We start from the raw sequence: 21064 nt of genomic DNA, 5'->3' as shown, positions 1-21064 counted from the left end.
GGTTCTCGTAAATTAATTTCTTAGGCGAACTACCCGTAATACCTCTGGCATTACGCGGATTTTTCGCATGATATTGGCAAGATGAATACGGCTGTGTGTGGTGACCAATAAGTCTACGGTATATACCCGACCTTCTTTTTCTTCGGTAACAATATTCACTATGTTCGCGCCGGTGGAGGCAACAACATTGGTTAAACTCGCCAAAATACCTTGGTGGTTTACCATGTCGATCCGCATTTCTGTTTTGTATTCAGCTTCTTTATCGGCTTCTTTAGACCAATCAACATTGATGTAGCGATCGGGTTCTTTTTGATAACCGGAGATGTTTTTACAGGCTTCTAGGTGCACCACTAAGCCTTTGCCTTGACTAATATGCGCAACCACTGGGTCGCCAGGGATGGGGCGACAACAATTGGCGTAGGTTAGCAATAAACCATCAGCCCCTTGAATGGCAATGTTAGCGGAGCCTTCGGGTTGGTTAAGCTCATCGGCATTACCCAATAAGCGGCGTGCAACCACAATGCTCATGGCATTACCTAAGCCTACATCGGCCAGCAGGTCATCTAATGATTCGGCTTTAAGATCGTTGATTACCTGCTCGAGGTTTTCTTGGGCAATATCTTTTAGCTTCACGCTACCTAAGGCATGGTTAAGCAAACGACGGCCTAAGTTTACTGACTCTTCGCGACGTTGGTTTTTAAGCAATTGACGAATTTTTCCGCGGGCTTTGCCGGTGACCACAAAGTTTAACCAAGCGGCATTGGGTCTGGCGCCGGGCGCAGTAATCACTTCAATGGTTTGACCGTTACTTAGCGCTTTACTCAGCGGAAACGGGTGGCGATTAACTCGAGCACCTACGCAAGCGTGGCCAACGTCGGTGTGCACCGCATAGGCGAAATCAACGGGGGTTGCGCCTGCGGCTAATTCAATAATTTTACCTTCTGGGGTAAATACATAAATTTCATCGGGGAATAAATCGGTTTTAACGTTTTCGATGAATTCAAATGATGAGCCAGCACTTTGCTGTAGTTCTAATAAGCTTTGCATCCAACGTTGGGCGCGAATTTGAGCGGTAGTGCCGTGGCTGTCGTCTGTTTGTTTGTAAGACCAGTGTGCCGCGACACCTTTGTCAGCCATTTGATCCATGTGCTCAGTGCGGATCTGCACTTCCACAGGCACCCCATGAGGGCCTACCAATGAGGTATGCAAGCTTTGGTAGCCGTTAGCCTTAGGAATGGCTACATAGTCTTTAAAGCGGCCCGGGCGGGGTTTATACAAGCTATGACTTAAGCCTAAGGCGCGATAACAAGTATCGAGCTTGTCTACGATGATACGAAAAGCGTAAATATCCATCACTTCATGGAATTGCAGCTCTTTGTTGACCATTTTTTTGTAGATGCTGTAGAGGTTTTTCTCGCGGCCGCTTACGTCAGCCACAATGCCCGCTTCTTCGATACGCCCTTGCAGCTCTTGATGAATACCGTTGATCAGCTCTTTACGATTACCGCGGGCATTTTTCACCGATTCTTTTAGTACCCGGTGGCGCATGGGATACAGCGCTTCAAACCCCAGCTCTTCTAGCTCATTTTTGATGCTATGAATGCCCAAACGGTTTGCGATGGGGGCATAAATTTCTAAAGTTTCGCGGGCAATACGGCGGCGTTTATCGGGGCGTAATGAGCCAAGGGTGCGCATGTTATGCGTACGGTCGGCTAACTTAATCAAGATAACGCGAATGTCTTGCACCATCGCCATCATCATTTTGCGAAAGTTTTCTACTTGCGCTTCTTTTTTATCACGAAATTTAATTTTATCGAGCTTACTGACACCCTCAACTAAATCAGCAATCTCAGTACCAAATTGCTCAGCTAATTGTTCGTAGGTGACCGGAGTATCTTCGATGGTATCGTGCAGTATTGCCGCCGCTAGCGTTTGATGGTCGAGTTTTGTTGCCGCTAAAATACTGGCTACCGCTAAGGGATGGGTAATATAGGGCTCACCGCTAGAGCGGAACTGACCTTCATGGGCATCTTTACCCAATATATAGGCATCACGTAATAGGTTTACGTGTTCTTCACTTAAGTAACTAGAGGCTAGCTCTCGTAGGCTTTCGAATAGGTACAAGCATTACCTCATCAGCGGAGGAAACAGAAATAGAGTAGATTGGATTATGGAAGTTTTACCGTGCAGAGTAAACCCAGCACGGTAATTTTATAGACGGGAGCGAATTAAATGCGTTTATCAGCGATAGCGGCAACTGCAGCCAATTCGGCGGCTTCACGTTCCTGACGTTCTTGACGGTCTTGAGCATCCATGGTTTCGGTGGTGATCAAACCTTCTTCAATTTCACGCAAAGCGATAACGGTTGGTTTGTCGTTATCTACTTCAACTAGAGGCTCTTTGCCTTCTACTGCGATCTGACGCGCGCGACGTGCGGCGATAAGGACAAGGTCAAAGCGGTTGCCGACCTGTTCTACTGCATCTTCTACTGTTACTCGTGCCATGCACAGCTCCGTTGACTAAAAATGACGCAAGATCCTAGCCGATCTAATGACAATTAGCTAGAACTTAACGCGATTATTTCGATAAAAGATCGCCAAGCAAGGCTTTGTGTTTAGCCGCTTGCTGACGGGTTTGTAATCGTTGCCCTGTGATTATCGCGGTGAGTTCGCTTAGCGCTTCATCAAAGTTACCATTTATTATCAGGTAATCGTACTCATTATAGTGAGACATCTCGCTTTCTGCTTCATTCATACGTTTTTCGATAACATCAGGGCTATCTTGACCACGCATGTGTAAGCGATTCTCTAATTCTTCGCGACTCGGCGGCAAAATAAATACCGATACAGCCTCTGGCATCATGGCCTTCACCTGACGTGCGCCTTGCCAATCAATATCTAAAAATACATCAATACCGTCGGCTAAGGTTTTCTCGATGGTGTAGCGCGAGGTGCCATAAAAGTTGCCAAATACTTCGGCATATTCAAAAAAGGCTTGCTCAGCGATCAGGCTTTTAAACTCATCATGGCTAACAAAATGATAATGGTTACCGTCAATCTCACCTGGACGAGCTGGGCGAGTGGTATGTGAAACAGACACTTGGGCTGGGTAGGCGCGATGGCGTGATAGATAAGCATTGATCATGCTTGATTTGCCCGCGCCGCTGGGCGCCGAGACGATATATAAAGTGCCTGTAATTGCCATGTTGAATTCTTAGCAGATGTATAAAGGCGCCCAAGGTTACCATTTTATGGTTTTTTTTAAAGCGTCACAGTTAGGAAAATTGGCACAGCGCCAATCTGGGGCGCCAGTTTTTACTATGCTTAAGCTTGGGGTCACAATAATTACTGGCGAAACTGCTTAGGGTTGCTATGGTTAAGTTATTGTATTAATAGGTTTTTGATTATTTTTGGCGTCGCCGTGCAGGGCGCTTATCAACATTAAAGGTGAGTTCGTTTATGGCTGGGAAAATTGATAAGAAATCTTATGAGAAGCGCTTAGCAGAATTACAAACTGAGCTGGTGAAATTGCAACGTTGGGTGGTGGCCAAAGAATTGAAAGTTGTGGTTATTTTTGAAGGCCGCGACGCAGCCGGCAAAGGCGGTGTAATTAAACGCATTGCAGAAAAGCTTAACCCTAGGGTTTGCCGCATCGCGGCCTTACCCGCCCCTAACGAACGTGAGAAAACCCAATGGTATTTTCAGCGCTATGTTACCCACCTTCCAGCCGCAGGTGAGATAGTGCTATTTGACCGCTCTTGGTATAACCGAGCAGGAGTCGAAAAAGTAATGGGCTTTTGTAGCGAAGAACAGCACCAAGATTTTCTTCGCGCTTGTCCCGAGTTTGAACGCATGCTGATCCGCTCTGGCATTATTTTGATTAAATACTGGTTTTCAGTGTCCGATGAAGAACAAGAGAAGCGCTTTTTAGAGCGGATAAATAACCCGATTAAACGCTGGAAGTTCAGCCCTATGGACCTAGAGTCGCGTTCGCGTTGGGTGGAGTATTCGCAAGCTAAAGATGAAATGTTCGCTTATACCGATACCAAGCACTCGCCTTGGTGGGTGGTGAACTCTGATGACAAAAAGTGTGCGCGCTTAAACTGCATTAGCCATTTTTTAACGCAAATAGACTATCAAGATTTAGCCCATCCTGAGATCACCTTACCGCCGATCCATAAAAAAGATTATGTAAGGGTACCGATGCACGAACAAAGCTTTGTGCCAGAGCTGTATTAAATCACACTGATTAGTGCGGCCAAGTATATAATGGCCGCTCTTATATACAGACAATACTAAGCGGTGGACAAAGGTGGATACTTGGCAAAGCTTGTTAGCAGATGAGCAGCAACAAGATTATTTTAAGCAATTAAACGCAACGGTTGCGCAGCAGCGACAAGCCGGTAAATCGATTTACCCGCCCACTCAGCAAGTATTTGCCGCCTTTGACGCCACCCCCGTTGACCAATTAAAGGTGGTGATATTGGGTCAGGATCCTTACCACGGAGAGGGGCAAGCTCACGGCTTGAGTTTTAGTGTGCCTGAAGGGGTAAAAATTCCGCCCTCGCTCCGTAATATATACAAAGAGTTAGCCAGCGATGTGGCCGGTTTTACTGTCCCTCAGCATGGCAATTTGAGCGCCTGGGCAGAGCAAGGGGTATTGCTGCTTAATACCGTATTAACGGTTGAGCATGCTAAGGCGCATTCTCACGCTAAATATGGCTGGGAGCAATACACTGACGCGGTCATAAAACAGATTAACCAGCACTGCCAAGGTATTGTTTTTTTACTGTGGGGGGCGCATGCCCAAAAGAAAGGCTTAGTGATAGATGCCAACAAACATCATATATTAGGTGCTGCGCATCCCTCGCCGTTATCGGCCCATCGCGGCTTTTTTGGCTGTGGTCACTTTTCACAAACCAATCAATTGCTCACTCAGCAAGGTAAGAAAGCAATCAACTGGCAGGTGTAACTAACCGGCTAACTTAGAACGGTTTCGGCCACTGTCTTTCGCTTGGTAGAGGGCGTGGTCGGCTCGATTAAAGGCAGTATTAAAGGCTTCGTCTTTGTCTACTTTGGTTAGGCCAACGCTCATGCTTAATTTAATGTGTTGTTGTTTGCCCTTACTCGACAGTAAAAAATCTTGTTGGTAAATTAACTCGCGTAAACGCTCGGCAAAGCTAAAAGCATCCACTTCATGTTGGTGTTGTGATAGCAATACAAATTCTTCGCCTCCCCAGCGAGCAAACAGGTCTTGGCCGCGAATGGCCGAGCTAAGTTGTCGGGCAAAAAAGCGTAATACTTCGTCGCCGTTGTTGTGGCCATAGCTATCGTTAATCAATTTAAAATGGTCAATATCGAAGACAAATAAGTAGTGATTGTCTTCGGTGAGAGGTTTTTCTTCTAGCTTATCGAGTAAGCCGCGACGATTAAATACACCGGTTAGTTGGTCAATTGTGGCGGTGACTTTAAGTTCATCTACATCGTGTTCTAAGGTGCGAATAGATTGAGTTAAGCGTCTTTTTTGTTGGTAGATATAGCGAGCTAACACTGCCATAAAATAGCACGACCATACCGCAATGATGCTGCCATACAGTGTTTGTTTACTGACCCACTGCCCCTCGGCTTCAATCTTATTTAAGGTTATTTTATACAGCGCATCACTGGCGTTAGAGGGGATATCAAAGGAGATCTCTTTAATGTTTGAAAAATCTAACCTGAAGTCTTCTCGCGACTGATAGAACTTATCTAACCACCAAGCAGGAATGGAAAATTGATTTAGCTGGGCGCTGGCGGCTTGGCCTAACTCTTGATCTTTAAAGTAAGTAAACATGAATTTGGCATTGGATAAGTTTTTGCCGCTGGTGGAGTCAGACCCGCGCATAAAAAAACGTAATTCATCATTAGGGCCTTGGTATTCAATATCTACATTAATTTGATAATAGTCACTCAGGTCGATATTGCGCAGGTGGGTATAGGGGTCGCCCGGTTGGTCGTTAGCCAAAGAGTGGTATTTGATGCTGACGCCGCAATACCTTGCTGGCGCGGAACTTTCGGCTAAGTCACAGGCAAATGCTTTTTTGCCGGTTAGCCAATAAGCGAACGAGTTTCCGCCGCTGTTGCGGTCAGCAAACAGGTCAATCAACATATCGCTACGCGGATACAGTACCAGTTTTTTAGTAGGAAGCCATGGAGTGATACACAGTACCAGTAAAGTGCCAAAGATTAAGAGGTTACGCAGCCAGGATAAATAGTTTGCTTGTTGTTTCATTTAACCTCTCTCTGCGTAAAAATATAATTCAGGTGGAAAAATAATACCGTTATGTGCATTAAAAAAATGTGAGCTAATGGGGCTAGAGTGCTTTTTGTTTATGCTTTTGAGCGTTACTGTGACCAAACAATAGCTTGTAACACTTAGTGTTAGTATAGCGGTGCTTTTAATCAACGAGAGGATAACATGGCCAAAGCTAAGGCACGTGCGCAGCACATTATTGTTAGTTCAGAAAAGAAAGCAGATGAAATATTAGAAAAACTGCATAAAGGCTCTTCTTTTGAAGCCATGGCCGCGCGCTTTTCTCGTTGCCCTTCGGCAAAACAAGGCGGCGATTTGGGAGAGTTTAGTAAGGGTGAAATGGTAAAAAGCTTTGATAAAGCGGTGTTCACTGGCCCCTTAAATGAAGTTATAGGGCCAGTAAAAACGCAGTTTGGTTACCACTTAATTAAAGTGCTTGAACGCTGGAACTAAGTTGCTCGCCTAAATCCTCAAGTTTAAAGTTACCTTTCTCGCTAAGCTTAATGGCTGGCCATAAGCTACCAACATCTAGTTTTACGTCTACTTGGTAATCTAGCTCGGGGCTTTTTAGTTGTACCAAAGAGCCCAACAAGCGAAAGGTAGCAATTAAATTGGCTTGGGCTGGCAAGGTAAAGCTGGCTTCGCCATAACCGGGTACTTCTGGTAGGTCGGTGGTGGCGCCATTTACCACTTCATGGCCGTTTAATGACAGTGAATACACCGCACCGGCTAGGCTCAGGGCTTGTTTGTTTGGGTTTACTACACGCAGGTTTATCGCAAAACTAGGGGCTAGGCCGTCACCTGCAATGGGCATCACCGATACCAGGTTGACCTTAGGCGGGTCACTTGGCACAAGACTACTACAGGCGCTTAGTATTAATAGTGCCAGTACCAACAGGCCATTACGCATTGGGTTTCTCATGGGGTTGCTCTACCGCTGTATGGATTAACTGGCTTTAGTTAAGCACAATCATAGGGGCTTTGCATTATTTGAAGGGCTAGCTTGGTGCAAGCTGAAAAACTCACACCAAGCCAAAGAGTTAGTCGACCGCTTTAACCCAAAACGTGCCTACTTCTACTTTTACTACTTCTACTTCTGTATCGGCGGCAATCGGCATGTCGCTTTTTAACACCCAACTGATCCCTGAATGTTTATAGCTAGTTTGGCCGCGTTTATCGATGTCTTGTTTGCAGAAAAAACGGTGCCCATCAAAATCGCTGGTCACTTTTTTAGTGTCAGAGTGATTTTGTAATTTACGCATCGGTTTCCACAATACGGCGGCAATCACCGAGGTGGCAATGGCGTTGGCTAATAAGATAGCGTTCCAACTATCAGGCAGTATCTCTAACCACACCAGTGAACCGGTTAATACCAACGATAAACCAACAAAAAATAAGATAAATGTGGCAAAACCAATTAGCACCACTTCTATCGTAAGCAGGATTATCCCTAAGGTGACCAGGGTTTGCGGAATATAATTGGTGAATAGTTCGCCCATCACTTAGCCTTTATTAAATGCATTTAAGATAGAGGTTGCTTGTGCCACTAAAGCGCCCGCTTCAGTACCGCTGTCGGGTAGCAATACTACGCTCGACTCTTTAGCAATGGCATGTTTAGCTTCAATCGCTTTGGTGGCTAAATCAAGTTGAATCGCTTTTTGACCTTCAGGCGTAGCGGCTGATGCACCAATGGTACTAATCGCTTCGGCTTGGGCATTCGCCACGGCCACCAAGGCTTCGGCCTCACCTTCTGCGGCTAATACTTGCTCTTGTTTTTCAGCTTCAGCGGCGAGTACCCGTGATTGCTTCTGACCTTCGGCAATATTAATGGCAGCGGCTTTTTCACCTTCAGATTCAAGAATTTTAGCGCGACGTTCGCGCTCGGCGCGCATTTGCGACTCCATGGCATCCATAATAGACGCTGGCGGAGTAATATCTTTAATCTCGTAACGCATGACGGCCACACCCCAAGAGGCTGACGCTTCATTAATTGAATTCACAATCTCTGCGTTTAAGGTATCGCGTTCTTCAAAGGTTTTGTCTAACTCAATTTTACCAATTTCTGAACGCATGGTGGTTTGCGCTAATTGGGTAACCGCGAATACGTAGTCTTCAACGCCATAGGTGGCTTTGTAGGGTTCTAATACTCGAAAATACAATACGCCGTCTACCGTGAGTGAGATGTTGTCTTTAGTAATGGCAGCTTGGCTTGGAATATCAAAAGCTTGTTCTTTTAACGAACGTCTCGCTGACACTTGGTCAATCATAGGGATCAGAAAGTTAAGCCCAGCTTCTTTGGTTGATTGGTATTTACCAAAACGCTCGATAACCCAAGCTTCATTTTGTGGGACAAACTTTATAGATGATTTCAGTACAAATAACGCAAAAATTAACAGCGCGACTTGCACGGTGAGTAGATAATCAAAAACGATAGGCATGTTACTTTCCTTACCAGTGACAAAAATTAAATGGGTGGCTCGCGAGTGGTTCGTTACCTAGGTTTAATTAGATAGTTTATAACTTATTAATAGCTGCAAGATAAACACAAAAAGTACTGAGAATACAGGGCTTTTTGATAGTTTGGTGATTGCCGTTGTAAAGCGCGACATAAAGCAACGGCCGCCGCTAATTTGTGTGTGCTAAATGCTGGTTTAAAGCCTGATCCCAATAGGGGTTATCGCCAAATCGCTCACATAAAAAATCAATTAGCCGCCGAGTGCGCTGTGGCAAATAACGCGTATTGGGGTATACCGCCCAAGCATGCAAATTAGGGATCTGGTACTGCGGTAATACTAACTCAAGCGAGCCAGTCGCCATTGCTCGCCATGCGATGAAGGTGGGGCATAAGCTAATACCGTGTCCGGCGATCGACATATCCCTTAAAAACTCCCCATTATTGGCGCTAATGTGGGGTTGATACTGCACTTGATGAATCTGCCCTGCTGCGTCTTTAAGCCGCCATGAAGGGGTGGCTAAATTAGCATAATGCAGGATCTGGTGCTGAGTGAGATCGTGTGGCTGCTTAGGTTGGCCATGTTGCTGTAAATACTGTGGTGACGCTACCAATACAAAGTTAATCGGGGTGATTTTGCGGGCTTTTAAGCTAGAGTCTTTAAGATCGGCAATCCGCAGGGCTACATCAATGCCTTCGGCCACTAAATCATGTTGGCTGTCGGACAGGCTGAGCTTTAAGCGCAGTTGCGGGTGTAATTGCATAAAGGCATCAAAGGCTGAGTTTAGGTGGTTTAAACCAAACGAAAGCGGCATGGCCACATGCAAAGTACCCGTTAAGGCATCGCTTTGAGTACTGGCTTCTTGGTTAAGCATGTTTACTTCATCAAGAATGCCTAAGCAGCGTTGATAAAAGCGTTGGCCGTTGTCGTTCAGGCTTAAACGGCGGGTGGTGCGCTGTATTAGGCTGCAGCCTAAGCGGGCTTCTAAGCCGGCTAAACGTCGGCTAACTACCGACTTGGCCATACCCAATTGCTCGGCGGCGCGGCTAATACTGCCCGCTTCTACTACCCGCACAAAAATCTGCATCTCTTCTAACTGGCCCATCGCCGCCCCGTAATACCCGCTACATTCACTCTCTATTGTTGCCATTATAGGAACAATCATTTGCCATATGCACGGTTTATTGTTGGTTTGGCTGCGATTAAGCTAGTCACATAGTCAACGTTTGACCCAATTTATAAAATATAAACCAAGGAAAAAATCATGAAACAACTACAATTACTTGCTCAACCCTTAGCCCGCTTACTGCTAGCATTTATGTTTATTATGTCTGGTTACAGCAAAATTGGCGGCTACGCTGGCACGCAAGGTTATATGGAAGCGATGGGCGTACCGGGCATGTTATTGCCGTTAGTGATAGCCCTTGAGCTGGTGGGCGGTATTGCCATTGTTGTAGGTTGGCAAACCCGTTTAGTGGCCTTTTTACTGGCAGGCTTTAGTCTGGTGTCGGCAGTGTTATTTCACTTCAACCCAAGCGATCAAATGCAGATGATTATGTTTATGAAAAACGTCTCGATTGCTGGTGGTTTCTTATTATTAGTCGCGCATGGTGCGGGTGCGTTCTCACTAGATAACCGCCGCGCATAGGAGGCTGTAATGGTTAAGCAAACACGACAATTGCTCAAGGTGGTGGCCGGTCAGGCCACTAGCGACGGCGCCGGGGTTAAGTTAACCCGCATGTTAGGGAATACTCAACTCCCCAGTTTAGATCCCTTCTTAATGCTAGATTGCTTTGAATCAGATAAACCGCAAGATTATATGGCGGGTTTTCCTGAGCATCCTCACCGCGGCTTTCAAACGGTGACCTATATTCTTAATGGCAGAATGCGCCATAAAGATAATGCCGGCCACGAAAGTGTGATTGAAGCGGGTGGCGTGCAATGGATGAACGCAGGTAAAGGCGTTATTCATTCAGAAATGCCCGAGCAACAAGATGGCTTAATGAAAGGCTTTCAGTTATGGGTGAACTTAGCCGCTGAACACAAAATGTCGGCGCCGGGTTATCAAGAATGCAGCGCCGAGCAAATACCGGTGAGCGAAGACAGCCAAGGCAACGTAATAAGAGTGGTGGCCGGTGAACTCGCTAATGGCTTAAAAGGCGCAGTGCAAACCGAGAAAACCGCCGCTACCTATCTCGATATTAGCTTAGTGGCTGGGGCTGATTTAAGCCTTGATTTACCCACCCATCATCATGGCTTTGTCTATGTGATTGAGGGCGAGGTCGCGGTGGCAGGCAACGCGCAAACCCTAAGTGCTTATCACCTAGGCGTGCTAAGCGAGGGTGATACCCTGCACTTGCAAAGTGGCCATGCTAGCCGAGTACTCGTAGTAAGCGGTGAGCCGATCAACGAGCCAATTGCTTGGGGTGGCCCTTTCGTGATGAATACTCGCGAAGAAGTGTTGCAAGCATTTGATGATTTTCAGAATAACAAGTTTTAGTGTCTATTTAGGCAATGAGGAGCAAGCAATGGGTTTGTTAGTAGAAGGCAAGTGGCAAGATAAATGGTACGAAACCAAACAAAACAAGGGGCGTTTTGTGCGCAGCGAAGCGCAGTTTCGTAACTGGGTCACCGCCGATGGCAGTGCCGGGCCAACCGGCAAACCTGGCTTTAAAGCCGAAACTGGCCGTTATCATCTGTATATCTCGCATGCTTGCCCTTGGGCTAATCGCACCATGATTTTTCGCAAGCTTAAAGGCTTAGAAGAGATGATTGATTACTCGGTGGTGCATTGGTTTATGGGTGAACACGGCTGGACGTTTGCCCCCGGCGAAGGTGTAGTGAGCGATCCCATCAACCAAGCTGAGTATTTACATCAGGTGTATACCGCCGCTAATGCTAACTATAGCGGCAGAGTTACGGTGCCAATATTGTGGGATAAACACCAGCAAACCATTGTGTCGAATGAATCAGCCGACATAATCCGAATGTTTAATTCAGCCTTTGATGAGATGGGTGCTAAAGCGGGGGATTACTACCCAGAGTGGCTTCGTGAAGAGATAGACCCCCTTAACCAGCGCATTTATGACACGGTAAATAATGGGGTGTATCGTGCCGGCTTTGCCACTAACCAAGACGCTTATGAAGAAGCACTGGTGCCATTATTTGCTACGCTTGATGACTTAGAACTGCGATTAAGTAAGCAGCGCTACCTTACCGGTTCGCAACTCACCGAAGCCGATTGGCGACTCTTCACCACGCTGATCCGTTTTGATGCCGTATATGTTGGTCACTTTAAATGTAACCTGCGCCGAATAGTGGATTACCCCCATTTACATGGCTACATGCTAGAGCTTTACCAAGTAGAGGGTATTGCTGAAACGGTCAACTTTGCGCATATCAAGCAGCACTATTACCAAAGCCACACCATGATTAACCCAACCGGTGTAGTACCCGTGGGACCGCTATTGCCATTGTCTGCGGCACACGGGCGAGAATACTTATCCTAATTACGTGATAAAAGGCCGAGTTAGTCGCTCGGCATTCGCTATACTTTAGTTACCCCTAGATGAACTAAGTGCAACAGTGCATAAATTTTTTAGTCAGTTACTTGGTATTAGCGCATTGTTATGCGCTTGGCCCGTTTTTGCCACCCAAACAGTGTTGGTAATTGAAAGCTATCACGCTGAATATGCGTGGGACATTAGCTATCGTAAGGGTATTGAATCGGTGTTGAAAGAGGGGTATCAACTAGAATACTTTCAAATGGATACCAAGCGCTTACCCATCAATCGGCATCGCAGCAGAGCAGAAATGGCGTGGCAACACCACTTAGATATTAAGCCCGACTTGGTGATTTTGGGAGACGACAATGCACTGCGCTACCTAGGCAAACGTTTTGCTAAAAGCAGACTCCCCGTGGTGTATTTAGGCATAAACAACAACCCGCGCGCCTATCATGTACACAAACGAAAAAACATTACTGGCGTGCTAGAGCGGCCGCTGATTAAACGCTCGGTGTCTAATATTGCTGAGCTAGTCAGCCCAGCACCTAAACGCATTTTAGTCATGCTAGATGATAGCGTGACCGCTAAAAATGTTCTGCAAGAAACCTTTTCTGGCGAAACAGAAATACGTATCTCTGGTATTGATGTTCAGTTAAAGCTGATAAAAAGTTGGTCTGAGTGGAAAAACACCGTGCTAACACTGCAAGATGAGGGCTTTGATGCGGTCGCCTTTGGCCTTTATCACACCCTTCGCGATGATAGTAATAAGCATGTAGATGCCGAACAAGTGATTGCTTGGTCGTCGGAAAACACCGCTATTCCTCCCTTTGGTTTTTGGGAGTTTGCCGTTGGCAAAAACAAAACCATTGGTGGCATGGTGTTATTTGGCTTTGAGCAAGGCCGCTTAGCCGCCGAGATGGCGCATACCATTCTTACCACCGATGTGGTGCCTCGTTCACTGGGGCCTAAAACCGCAGATAAAGGCCGCTACCTATTTAGCCGCTCACAACTTGAGCGTTATAATATAACGCTCCCTCAAAATATCGCCGACAAAGCCACCTATGTAGACTAATGCCAACACCGGCTAATAGTTAGCGATGCCGTTTGGCTCTCTGTCTTTCGGCGATAGTCTCGACCATATTGTGGCGGGGGCTGCGCCCTTACTTTAAATGTGAGCAGCGCTCACTCACTATCTGTTGGCGGTTTTTTTGGCTGCGCTCAATTCGCTCGGCTCTTAGGCACTCTTGCCGAGTGACCGGGTATTGCTTGTCCCAGGCTAACATTAGTTGGCGTTGGCTTTTGCTCATAGTAAAGCGTGGGTAGGTGGCATCCATATACAAATAGCTACGGGCAATAGGGCCGCGCGCCACTTCTGGCGGCTGTACTTTGCGGCTTTCTATACGCATATCACAACTGCCAAAGCTAGATTTATGGGTGCTTAGCATGGTGAAGTTATAGTTAGAACGCGCTGCATTTACTGCCCCAATGGCTGGGTACAAGTTATACATGTCGGCCTGCATTAAGCGATATTCGCTATTTACCTTTTCGGCGCAACGCCGCCCTTTATAGGCCTTACCTTTGCTGTTAACACAGCTGGGGTGGCCGTCTCGCCACTCACTAAAGCTGCGGCCAAAGTTTTCGGCGGGTACGACGTGCTCGGTTTCATAGCGGGCCAAGCGATTTTTATATTTGCTGGTGGCAAAGCCGCTGTTTAAATGCAGGTTTTTCTTTTCATCAAAGCTTGCTTCGCAGTACAGCGTTTTACGCTCATTGGGCTCAACATATACCTGTTGTAGTAATAAGCGCTTGGCGGTAGAAAACGACTCGATGGTTTGGTTGCCACTGGCCAAGGCGACAGGAGCAACGCCAAGACAAAGCAATAATACACAGCCTAGTAGGCTGTTTAGCTTGTGTTTTAAATACATGATAAATAAGCGGGAAAGCGCCCTAGTTACAGCGATATTCAATCAGGTGCAGCGAACTTATCACCTGCCAATCAACTGCGCTAATCATCAGTAGTGGGGTGTGGGTTTGTAGTTGTAAATGAAAAAGTCGATTGAGCATTTAAGCGCTTTGTTGCAGCCAATAACAGCCGTAAAGCGCTGTTAAACCGGCTGAGTGATTTGCTATAACGATAAGGTTACAGACAGCGCAAATGCTGTTAGCAAAAATTCGTTAACCATGGATTGGCTGACAGGTTGTATGCCTACCTTCAGGTCTACAGATTATTACCAATGAGGTAATGTTGTGTAGACCTATATCTTGCGTAAGCCTAATAGTAGGTCTACACTAAGTTACTTATTTGGTAACTTAGTGTAGACCTATGGCTAGATCTGATGAGCTATTAAACGCATTAGCGAAAGCGGTGAATGCTGGTGGTGGCATTCACAGTGCAACTGAGCTTGCTTTTATGTTGGGCGTGTCTTGTGACCCAGCTTTTAGAAAGTTCCTCGCAGATAGCGTAAAGAAGGGCTTGCTAAGACGACTGGTGAAAGGATTTTATGAAAGTGTTATCACACCTCCTGAGCCTGAGACCGCCGTTTATAAAATAATCAAAAAGTTGCGTAGTGGCGTATTGAACTACATCAGCTTAGAAAGTCAGCTCAGTTATGCTGGTGATATTTCGCAAATTGTGATGGGTAGAGTCACGGTGGTGACCAAAGGTCGAAGTGGTTGCTTTGATACGCCTTATGGCGTGATCGAATTTACCCACACTAAAAAGCCAGTCGAACAAATCGCACCTAATTTGTACTATGACCCCGACATAAAAATGTATCGCGCATACAAAGAACAAGCGATTGCAGATCTCAAGCACTGTCGACGCAATCTACATATGTTGGAGAGTTAAGTATCGGGGAGCGTGTAGGAGATAAAGTATGCTGAAACAACAGATTCGCCAAATCGTACAGTCAAACCCTGACTATGCAGCAGTAACGCCCGTGATAGAAAAAGAGATCTTGCATCATGACATTATGGACGTGTTGATCAAGCAAGGCGTTATGCAGCGATTAACTTTTATTGGCGGCACCTCATTACGCATGTGTTACAACAGCAGTAGGTTGTCGGAGGATCTTGACTTCAACGGCGGTCATGACTTCAAACCATCCGAGTTTGAAGGGCTGGAGTCTGAGATACAGACCTATATTCAAAATAAGTATGAAACCAAAGTTTGGGTAAACAAGCCCTCTGGCGAGCAGCAAGGGGATACAGTTTCGTGGAAAATTAGTATTGTAAAAGAGCCTAATCGTCCTGATTTACCAAGACAAAAAATGCATATTGACGTCTGTGCAATACCCTCATTCGATATCGAAAAGCGTCCGTTAATTAATCATTACGACATCGTTGTTCCGACTGAAGGCATCTTGGTTCCGGTGCAGTCATTACAAGAAATACTGGCCGATAAGCTTATTGCGTTAGCGTATAGGGCAAGACGTATCAAGCCTCGTGATATCTGGGATATTGTTTGGATTAAACAGCGCGGGATTGATTTATCCACGGTATTGGTTGAAAAGAAACTCACCGCCAGACACAAGCAAACAGATGACTTTCGACAGGCGTTGTCTACTGCGTTAGCCAAGCTAATGACGGAAGAGGAAGTACACAATGACTTCAATATGGAAATGAGCCGCTTTATCCCTAAGCAAATTAAAGAGAGAACCCTATATAACCCGGAATACTGGGCTTATGTGCAGGCAGAGGTAAATAGCATTGCGTCTGAGTTACTTAATGACGGAATCGCAAAAAATCCATTTGATATGGGTTAGTTTTGCTCGCGACGAATAGTTTTTTTTTTACATCATACATAGCGGCATTCGACAATGCGGGCCAATTTTATTTTGGGGTGAGTAAGCGGATAAGTCTTTTTATAATCATCCTAGAAAACTGCCGAAAGTAGCAAAGGGAGGTGCACTGTCATGATTCTAAGCTATGGAGCAAGATTTATCTTGAATCATAGACTCCCTGAAAAACAGAGCCGCTAAAGAGAATCAATAAATGCTTTGGCGCCAGCTAAGCCCTCTTCAAACGTGAACTCCAAACCGCGTTCAATCTCATTACTACCTTTAATTAGGTGGCCAAATTCACTATGCCACTACATCGCGCTATGGGTAGCCATTACTTTCGATGAAAACGGAGTATCCCTTATGAGTATCTTCAAACTTAACTCTGGGTAGGGGTCTCTATCTTGTTCAATCCTCCGGTTTACTGCTGTTATTATCTACAACCCACACGATTAACAGAAAGAATGAAACTAAGCATTAAGACTTCAAGAGATTTATCCTGCTAAAGTGTGTTTGAGTTGATATTCTGAGCCACTTCTTGTTAACGCATTTACTCTGTGGCTGATCGCGCCACTGGAATCACAGTACTTTTGCTCATGGTAGACACCCGCCGTGAAAGGAAACTCCCAAAACTGAGCGTATGGCAGCTATTATTCGCAATGCAATGTGAAAAATCATTCAAATGTCGCTGGCCGCGCTGCTTGTGTGCAAATGCAGATACATCTCAAGTGGTAACGGCTTGCTAAAATAGTATCCCTGTAAGTAGTCGCAATCCATTTGTCTGAGTAAACTTGCAGTGTCGTCGTTCTCAACTCCTTCTGCTACCACACTGCAACCCAGTGATTTTGCCAAAAATACCATAGAGTCAACTATTGAACGATTGGATCCATCTACACACATGTCCATGACAAATGAACGGTCAATTTTTATTTGCGTCAACGGCAGCTCTTTCAGTAATGGAAAAGATGAATAACCTGTACCAAAGTCATCAAGACTAAAGGTATAACCAAGTCTTGATAGTTGCTTCATGACACTAACGACTTGTTTAATGTCAGTCATCATAGCGGTTTCAGTGACTTCAAAAACTATCCTCTTAGGATCAACTTTCCCTTGAGAAGCTGCCTCCTCAAGGCAATATATCAACCTGTTGTTATGTAAATCTTTTGTCGATAAATTTATATGCAGACAACCCAAAAAACCACTGCTATTGAGAACATTGAGATCCTCTATTGCTTTCCTGAACACCCAGCAAGTGATGTCGTGAATCAATGTGCTTTGTTCTGCAATAGGAATGAATTTGTCGGGCGGAATAAAGTCTCCATTGTTTTGCGGCCAACGAATTAACACCTCAGCGCCATGCATTGAGTTGTTAGAAGTGTTGATAATGGGCTGATAAAAAAGAGAAAAGCAATCATGCTCTAAAGCATGCTGGAGCTGATTTACGATCTCCAGATGCTCTAATATATTTTTGTTTAAATCTTCTGAAAAAATCTCCCAATGCCCCTTGCTGCTTTTGGAAGAGTATAATGCTTGCTCTGCCTGCTGGATCAGTTCATAGGGACTTTTGATAGAGCATGGATATATACAGATACCGATGCTAATACCTATGCTGAGTTTTTGATTCTGAACCGTTATAGTTTGCGAAAATAAGTCTTGAATCGTTTGAATATCGTTGTCCAAGTAAGGCTTACCACCATCCATTCCCAAAATGGCGAACTCATCACCACCTACACGATAAAGCTGGCAATGCTCAGGGAGTACTGACGAAATTCTGTTTGCGACTTGCTTTAGAAGAGCATCACCAAATGGGTGGCCAAAAGCGTCATTGAATTGTTTAAAGCCATTTAAGTCAATCAACATGATATAAAATGATATTGAATTTTCGACTAAATCTTCTATTGATTTCGTAAAGGAGTGCCTGTTTTTCAAGTTCGTTATACGATCACACGAGGCCTGATGTTCATGTTCAAGAATGCTAATGAGAGAGTAACGAGTAACAAAGAAGACAAAAGCTCCGCCACTTGCGAGTAACATACCATAAGCAAGATAGGCATTATTGAACTCTTGAAGGGAGAAAACGTAGAGGAATGATGCTACATAGGCAAGCAAAAAAGAGGTGATAAGCAGCGAAAGGAGTGTCCAACCAACATCTCTAGTCTTCATTCGAATTTTTTGGGCTGGCTTTAAGCTTAGGCTTAACCAGACAAGCCCTAAGGCAACTAAGAATAATGTGATTACCTTCATGCTATAAAGTCACCCCACATCAACTGCCTGATTATCACAATCTGAACGTAGACTAAACGAGAGGCGCGTTTTCGTAAACCAATCCTGCGGCAAAGTGTGGGGTTGACGATCAATTGATAAACAATCAATAAAGGAGTCAGAGTCATTTTAAATCATCAGCGCCTTTTAGTGCCTAACTCATTCACCTAAAAGTGGCGATCTAGGGATAGTTTTAAACAACTATCAAGTTATTGTTTATCGTCCTAAACCACTATATCGCCCTTTTTAGTTTTAATAATGTGGCTATTCTAGGTTTTGGATCTGCTCGCGCATTTGCTCAATTAACACCTTAAGCTCTACCGCTGCTTGGGTGATTTCTGAGTTGATAGACTTAGACGCTAGAGTATTGGCTTCGCGGTTAAACTCTTGCATCATAAAGTCGAGGCGTCGGCCACAAGCGCCGCCCTTTTTAAGAATTTTTTGCGTCTCAGTGACGTGCGAGTCTAGGCGGTCTAGCTCTTCGGCTACGTCTATCTTCTGCGCGACCATGATCATTTCTAGTTCAATGCGCTGTGGCTCTAACTCGTCTTTTACTTCGGCTAGGCGATTGTTTAAGCGGTCACGCTGCCATTGCATTACGGCGGGCATTTGCTCACGTACAAAGGCCACTTGCTGAGTGATTTTCTCTAGGCGGGTGGTGATCATGGTGGCGGTGTTGGCCCCTTCGCTCGCACGGCTTTCAATAAAGGCCTCTAGGGCCACTAGCCAACCGGCTAATAGCTCTTTGCTAATCGCGTCGGCGTCTTGCTCTGGGGTTTCCATTACGCCCGGCCAGCGCAATATATCTACCGGGTTAATTTGACCGCCAGCTTGCTGCTGAACCCACTCGGCATTTTTAATCAGTTGCTCGGCCAGGGCTTGGTTTAGTTGTAGTTCGCCACGGCTGGCTTGGTCGGCGTCAAAGCGTAGGTTACATTCTACTTTACCGCGTTGTAGGGCTTTTCTGATCTTGTCTCGCAATACTGGCTCTAGGGCGCGAAACTGCTCTGGCATGCGCCAGTAGGTTTCTAAGTAACGTTGGTTTACGCTGCGAATTTCCCATGTTGCACTGCCCCAATCGGCTTTAAGTTGGTGGCGTGCATAGCCTGTCATGCTGTGGATCATAGTTGAATACCCTCAATAAATTTGCTCGATTATAGCGGTTATTCAGCGCTTCGTCAGTGTGGGTGTGAGCAAGTGCGATAAAAGCCGCTAAATCCACGTCACCAAAGCGCCCAGCCAATCCACTTCGGGCTTGCCGTGTTTTTTTAAGCTGGCCACCATTATTTTAACAATACGCCGTGAATGGGTTTTACTCAGGCTGCTCTGAAATCTGCACTTTGCAGTAGAACCTGTATATAATAGCCGCGAATTTTCTATTTAAAGGTTACTACCATGCGTCCTAACGGAAGAGCTGTTGAACAAATGCGCCCTATTACTATTACTCGTAACTACACGGCACATGCCGAGGGGTCGGTATTGGTCGAGTTTGGTGATACCAAAGTGTTATGTAATGCCTCGGTAGACGATGGTGTACCACGTTTCTTAAAAGGTAAGGGCCAAGGTTGGATTACTGCTGAATACGGCATGTTGCCTCGCTCTACGCATAGCCGTATGGGGCGTGAAGCGGCGCGTGGTAAGCAAAGTGGTCGTACTCAAGAAATCCAACGCTTAATTGGCCGCTCGCTACGTGCGGCGGTTGATTTAGAAGCCTTGGGTGAATACACCATTGTGGTTGATTGTGATGTTATTCAAGCCGATGGCGGTACCCGTACTGCGGCTATTACTGGCGCATGTGTGGCATTACAAGACGCCATTTGGTGGATGATAGAGCAGAAGAAACTTAAAGTTAGCCCACTGAAACAGCTTATTGCTGCGGTATCGGTAGGTGTTGTTGGCGGTGAAGTGGTGTGTGACCTTGAGTACACCGAAGACAGCGTAGCTGAAACCGACATGAACGTAGTCATGTGTGAAGACGGCAACATGATTGAAGTGCAAGGCACGGCTGAAGGCGCACCGTTTAGCCACCAAGAACTGTTAGACATGTTAGCCTTTGCTAAAGATGGTATTGCCCAAATTAATGCGGCCCAACGTGAAGCCCTAGCGGGTTAATTTGAGAGAGAATGATGAAAGCTTATCAACGTGAGTTTATTGAATTTGCTTTAGCCAAAGGCGTCCTAAAGTTTGGCGAATTTACCTTAAAATCTGGCCGTACTAGCCCGTACTTTTTTAATGCGGGTTTGTTTAACACCGGCCGTGATTTAAACCGTTTAGGTAAGTTTTACGCAGCCGCGCTGCAAGACTCAAACATTGATTACGATTTAGTGTTTGGCCCTGCTTATAAAGGTATTCCTATTGCGACGACTACGGTGGTGGCCTTAGACGAACACCACGGTAAAGATGTGCCTTATTGCTTTAACCGTAAAGAAGCTAAAACCCATGGCGAAGGCGGTAGTTTGGTAGGGTCTGAGTTGGCTGGCAAGGTCATGTTGGTTGACGACGTAATTACCGCGGGCACCGCTATTCGTGAGTCTATGGACATTATTAATGCCCATAACGCAGCGCTTGCGGGTGTGCTGATTGCGCTAGATCGCCAAGAGAAAGGTAAAGGCGAGCTGTCGGCGATTCAAGAGGTTGAGCGTGACTACAATGCCACGGTTATCTCTATTGTTAAGCTGGCAGATTTAATCACTTACTTAGAAGAGCAAGGCACTAATCAAACGGCCTTGGCTGCAGTCAGTGCTTACCGTGAGCAATACGGCATTGCCTAGTA

At 45.6% G+C, this 21064-nt stretch carries 22 protein-coding genes; 11 read left to right on the top strand and 11 right to left on the bottom strand.

What is annotated here, in order from left to right:
- Positions 1 to 12: 12 nt before the first annotated feature.
- The 3 genes from spoT to gmk all read right to left on the bottom strand — a co-directional run bounded on the left by spoT (position 13) and on the right by gmk (position 3204).
- Complete coding sequence (gene spoT / locus ACVFI8_RS10460; protein ID WP_457873772.1) at positions 13 to 2124, bottom strand: bifunctional GTP diphosphokinase/guanosine-3',5'-bis pyrophosphate 3'-pyrophosphohydrolase; 2112 nt, start codon at positions 2122 to 2124, stop codon at positions 13 to 15.
- Between the two features lie 104 nt (positions 2125 to 2228).
- Positions 2229 to 2504 carry a DNA-directed RNA polymerase subunit omega gene (gene rpoZ, locus ACVFI8_RS10455; protein ID WP_248713536.1) on the bottom strand — a complete coding sequence of 92 codons (276 nt, stop codon included), beginning with the start codon at positions 2502 to 2504 and terminating at the stop codon, positions 2229 to 2231.
- Positions 2505 to 2577: 73 nt separating this feature from the next.
- Positions 2578 to 3204 (bottom strand): guanylate kinase, encoded by a 627-nt coding sequence (gene gmk, locus ACVFI8_RS10450; protein WP_457873771.1) that lies wholly within the window; start codon positions 3202 to 3204, stop codon positions 2578 to 2580.
- Positions 3205 to 3458: 254 nt separating this feature from the next.
- Between gmk and ppk2 the strand changes: the two genes are divergently transcribed.
- Positions 3459 to 4238 (top strand): polyphosphate kinase 2, encoded by a 780-nt coding sequence (gene ppk2 / locus ACVFI8_RS10445; RefSeq protein ID WP_248713534.1) that lies wholly within the window; start codon positions 3459 to 3461, stop codon positions 4236 to 4238.
- A gap of 73 nt (positions 4239 to 4311) precedes the next feature.
- Entirely contained in the window at positions 4312 to 4971 is a 660-nt protein-coding gene (gene ung / locus ACVFI8_RS10440; protein WP_457873770.1) for a uracil-DNA glycosylase, read from the top strand.
- On the opposite strand, the gene ACVFI8_RS10435 is transcribed toward ung, so the two are convergent.
- Positions 4972 to 6270, bottom strand: coding sequence for a GGDEF domain-containing protein (locus ACVFI8_RS10435; protein WP_457873769.1), 1299 nt, complete (start codon positions 6268 to 6270; stop codon positions 4972 to 4974).
- A gap of 186 nt (positions 6271 to 6456) precedes the next feature.
- Between ACVFI8_RS10435 and ACVFI8_RS10430 the strand changes: the two genes are divergently transcribed.
- Positions 6457 to 6744: a peptidylprolyl isomerase gene (locus ACVFI8_RS10430; protein ID WP_248713531.1), complete on the top strand. Its 288-nt coding sequence runs from the start codon at positions 6457 to 6459 to the stop codon at positions 6742 to 6744.
- On the opposite strand, the gene ACVFI8_RS10425 is transcribed toward ACVFI8_RS10430, so the two are convergent.
- From ACVFI8_RS10425 to ACVFI8_RS10410, 4 genes are all read right to left on the bottom strand, one after another.
- Positions 6719 to 7213 (bottom strand): LEA type 2 family protein, encoded by a 495-nt coding sequence (locus ACVFI8_RS10425; protein ID WP_457873768.1) that lies wholly within the window; start codon positions 7211 to 7213, stop codon positions 6719 to 6721. The two genes, ACVFI8_RS10430 and ACVFI8_RS10425, sit on opposite strands and share 26 nt — an antisense overlap.
- 118 nt (positions 7214 to 7331) lie before the next feature.
- Positions 7332 to 7790, bottom strand: coding sequence for an NfeD family protein (locus ACVFI8_RS10420; protein WP_248713529.1), 459 nt, complete (start codon positions 7788 to 7790; stop codon positions 7332 to 7334).
- A 3-nt stretch (positions 7791 to 7793) separates the two neighbouring features.
- Positions 7794 to 8729 (bottom strand): SPFH domain-containing protein, encoded by a 936-nt coding sequence (locus tag ACVFI8_RS10415; protein ID WP_248713528.1) that lies wholly within the window; start codon positions 8727 to 8729, stop codon positions 7794 to 7796.
- 187 nt (positions 8730 to 8916) lie between these two features.
- Positions 8917 to 9894 carry a LysR family transcriptional regulator gene (locus ACVFI8_RS10410; protein WP_457873767.1) on the bottom strand — a complete coding sequence of 326 codons (978 nt, stop codon included), beginning with the start codon at positions 9892 to 9894 and terminating at the stop codon, positions 8917 to 8919.
- Between the two features lie 114 nt (positions 9895 to 10008).
- On the opposite strand from ACVFI8_RS10410, the gene ACVFI8_RS10405 reads away from it, so the two are divergent.
- From ACVFI8_RS10405 to ACVFI8_RS10390, 4 genes are all read left to right on the top strand, one after another.
- Positions 10009 to 10392: a DoxX family protein gene (locus ACVFI8_RS10405; protein WP_248713526.1), complete on the top strand. Its 384-nt coding sequence runs from the start codon at positions 10009 to 10011 to the stop codon at positions 10390 to 10392.
- A gap of 9 nt (positions 10393 to 10401) precedes the next feature.
- Entirely contained in the window at positions 10402 to 11244 is an 843-nt protein-coding gene (locus ACVFI8_RS10400; RefSeq protein ID WP_248713525.1) for a pirin family protein, read from the top strand.
- Between the two features lie 28 nt (positions 11245 to 11272).
- A complete protein-coding gene (locus tag ACVFI8_RS10395) occupies positions 11273 to 12253 on the top strand; it encodes a glutathione S-transferase family protein (RefSeq protein ID WP_248713524.1) in 981 nt (326 codons plus the stop codon).
- Between the two features lie 76 nt (positions 12254 to 12329).
- On the top strand, positions 12330 to 13322 hold the full coding sequence (locus ACVFI8_RS10390; RefSeq protein ID WP_457873766.1) for an ABC transporter substrate-binding protein: 993 nt from the start codon (positions 12330 to 12332) through the stop codon (positions 13320 to 13322).
- An 88-nt stretch (positions 13323 to 13410) separates the two neighbouring features.
- On the opposite strand, the gene ACVFI8_RS10385 is transcribed toward ACVFI8_RS10390, so the two are convergent.
- Positions 13411 to 14175: an endonuclease I family protein gene (locus ACVFI8_RS10385; protein ID WP_457873765.1), complete on the bottom strand. Its 765-nt coding sequence runs from the start codon at positions 14173 to 14175 to the stop codon at positions 13411 to 13413.
- Between the two features lie 398 nt (positions 14176 to 14573).
- Here ACVFI8_RS10385 and abiEi point away from each other — a divergent pair, with 398 nt between their 5' ends.
- Both abiEi and ACVFI8_RS10375 read left to right on the top strand, forming a co-directional pair.
- A complete protein-coding gene (abiEi, locus tag ACVFI8_RS10380) occupies positions 14574 to 15098 on the top strand; it encodes a type IV toxin-antitoxin system AbiEi family antitoxin (RefSeq protein WP_457873764.1) in 525 nt (174 codons plus the stop codon).
- A gap of 28 nt (positions 15099 to 15126) precedes the next feature.
- The gene (locus ACVFI8_RS10375; protein WP_457873763.1) at positions 15127 to 16014 is read left to right on the top strand and encodes a nucleotidyl transferase AbiEii/AbiGii toxin family protein; all 888 of its coding nucleotides are present in this window, start codon (positions 15127 to 15129) and stop codon (positions 16012 to 16014) included.
- Between the two features lie 693 nt (positions 16015 to 16707).
- Here ACVFI8_RS10375 and ACVFI8_RS10370 read toward each other — a convergent pair.
- On the bottom strand, positions 16708 to 18273 hold the full coding sequence (locus ACVFI8_RS10370) for an EAL domain-containing protein (RefSeq protein WP_457873762.1): 1566 nt from the start codon (positions 18271 to 18273) through the stop codon (positions 16708 to 16710).
- 282 nt (positions 18274 to 18555) lie between these two features.
- Positions 18556 to 19416 (bottom strand): YicC/YloC family endoribonuclease, encoded by an 861-nt coding sequence (locus ACVFI8_RS10365; protein ID WP_457873761.1) that lies wholly within the window; start codon positions 19414 to 19416, stop codon positions 18556 to 18558.
- Between the two features lie 270 nt (positions 19417 to 19686).
- Between ACVFI8_RS10365 and rph the strand changes: the two genes are divergently transcribed.
- Both rph and pyrE read left to right on the top strand, forming a co-directional pair.
- Positions 19687 to 20403 carry a ribonuclease PH gene (rph, locus tag ACVFI8_RS10360; protein WP_248713508.1) on the top strand — a complete coding sequence of 239 codons (717 nt, stop codon included), beginning with the start codon at positions 19687 to 19689 and terminating at the stop codon, positions 20401 to 20403.
- 14 nt (positions 20404 to 20417) lie between these two features.
- Entirely contained in the window at positions 20418 to 21062 is a 645-nt protein-coding gene (gene pyrE, locus ACVFI8_RS10355; protein ID WP_248715684.1) for an orotate phosphoribosyltransferase, read from the top strand.
- Positions 21063 to 21064: the final 2 nt, after the last annotated feature.

This window comes from Agarivorans sp. MS3-6, from assembly GCF_054112545.1.
This window is presented reverse-complemented; position numbering and strand designations above follow the sequence as displayed.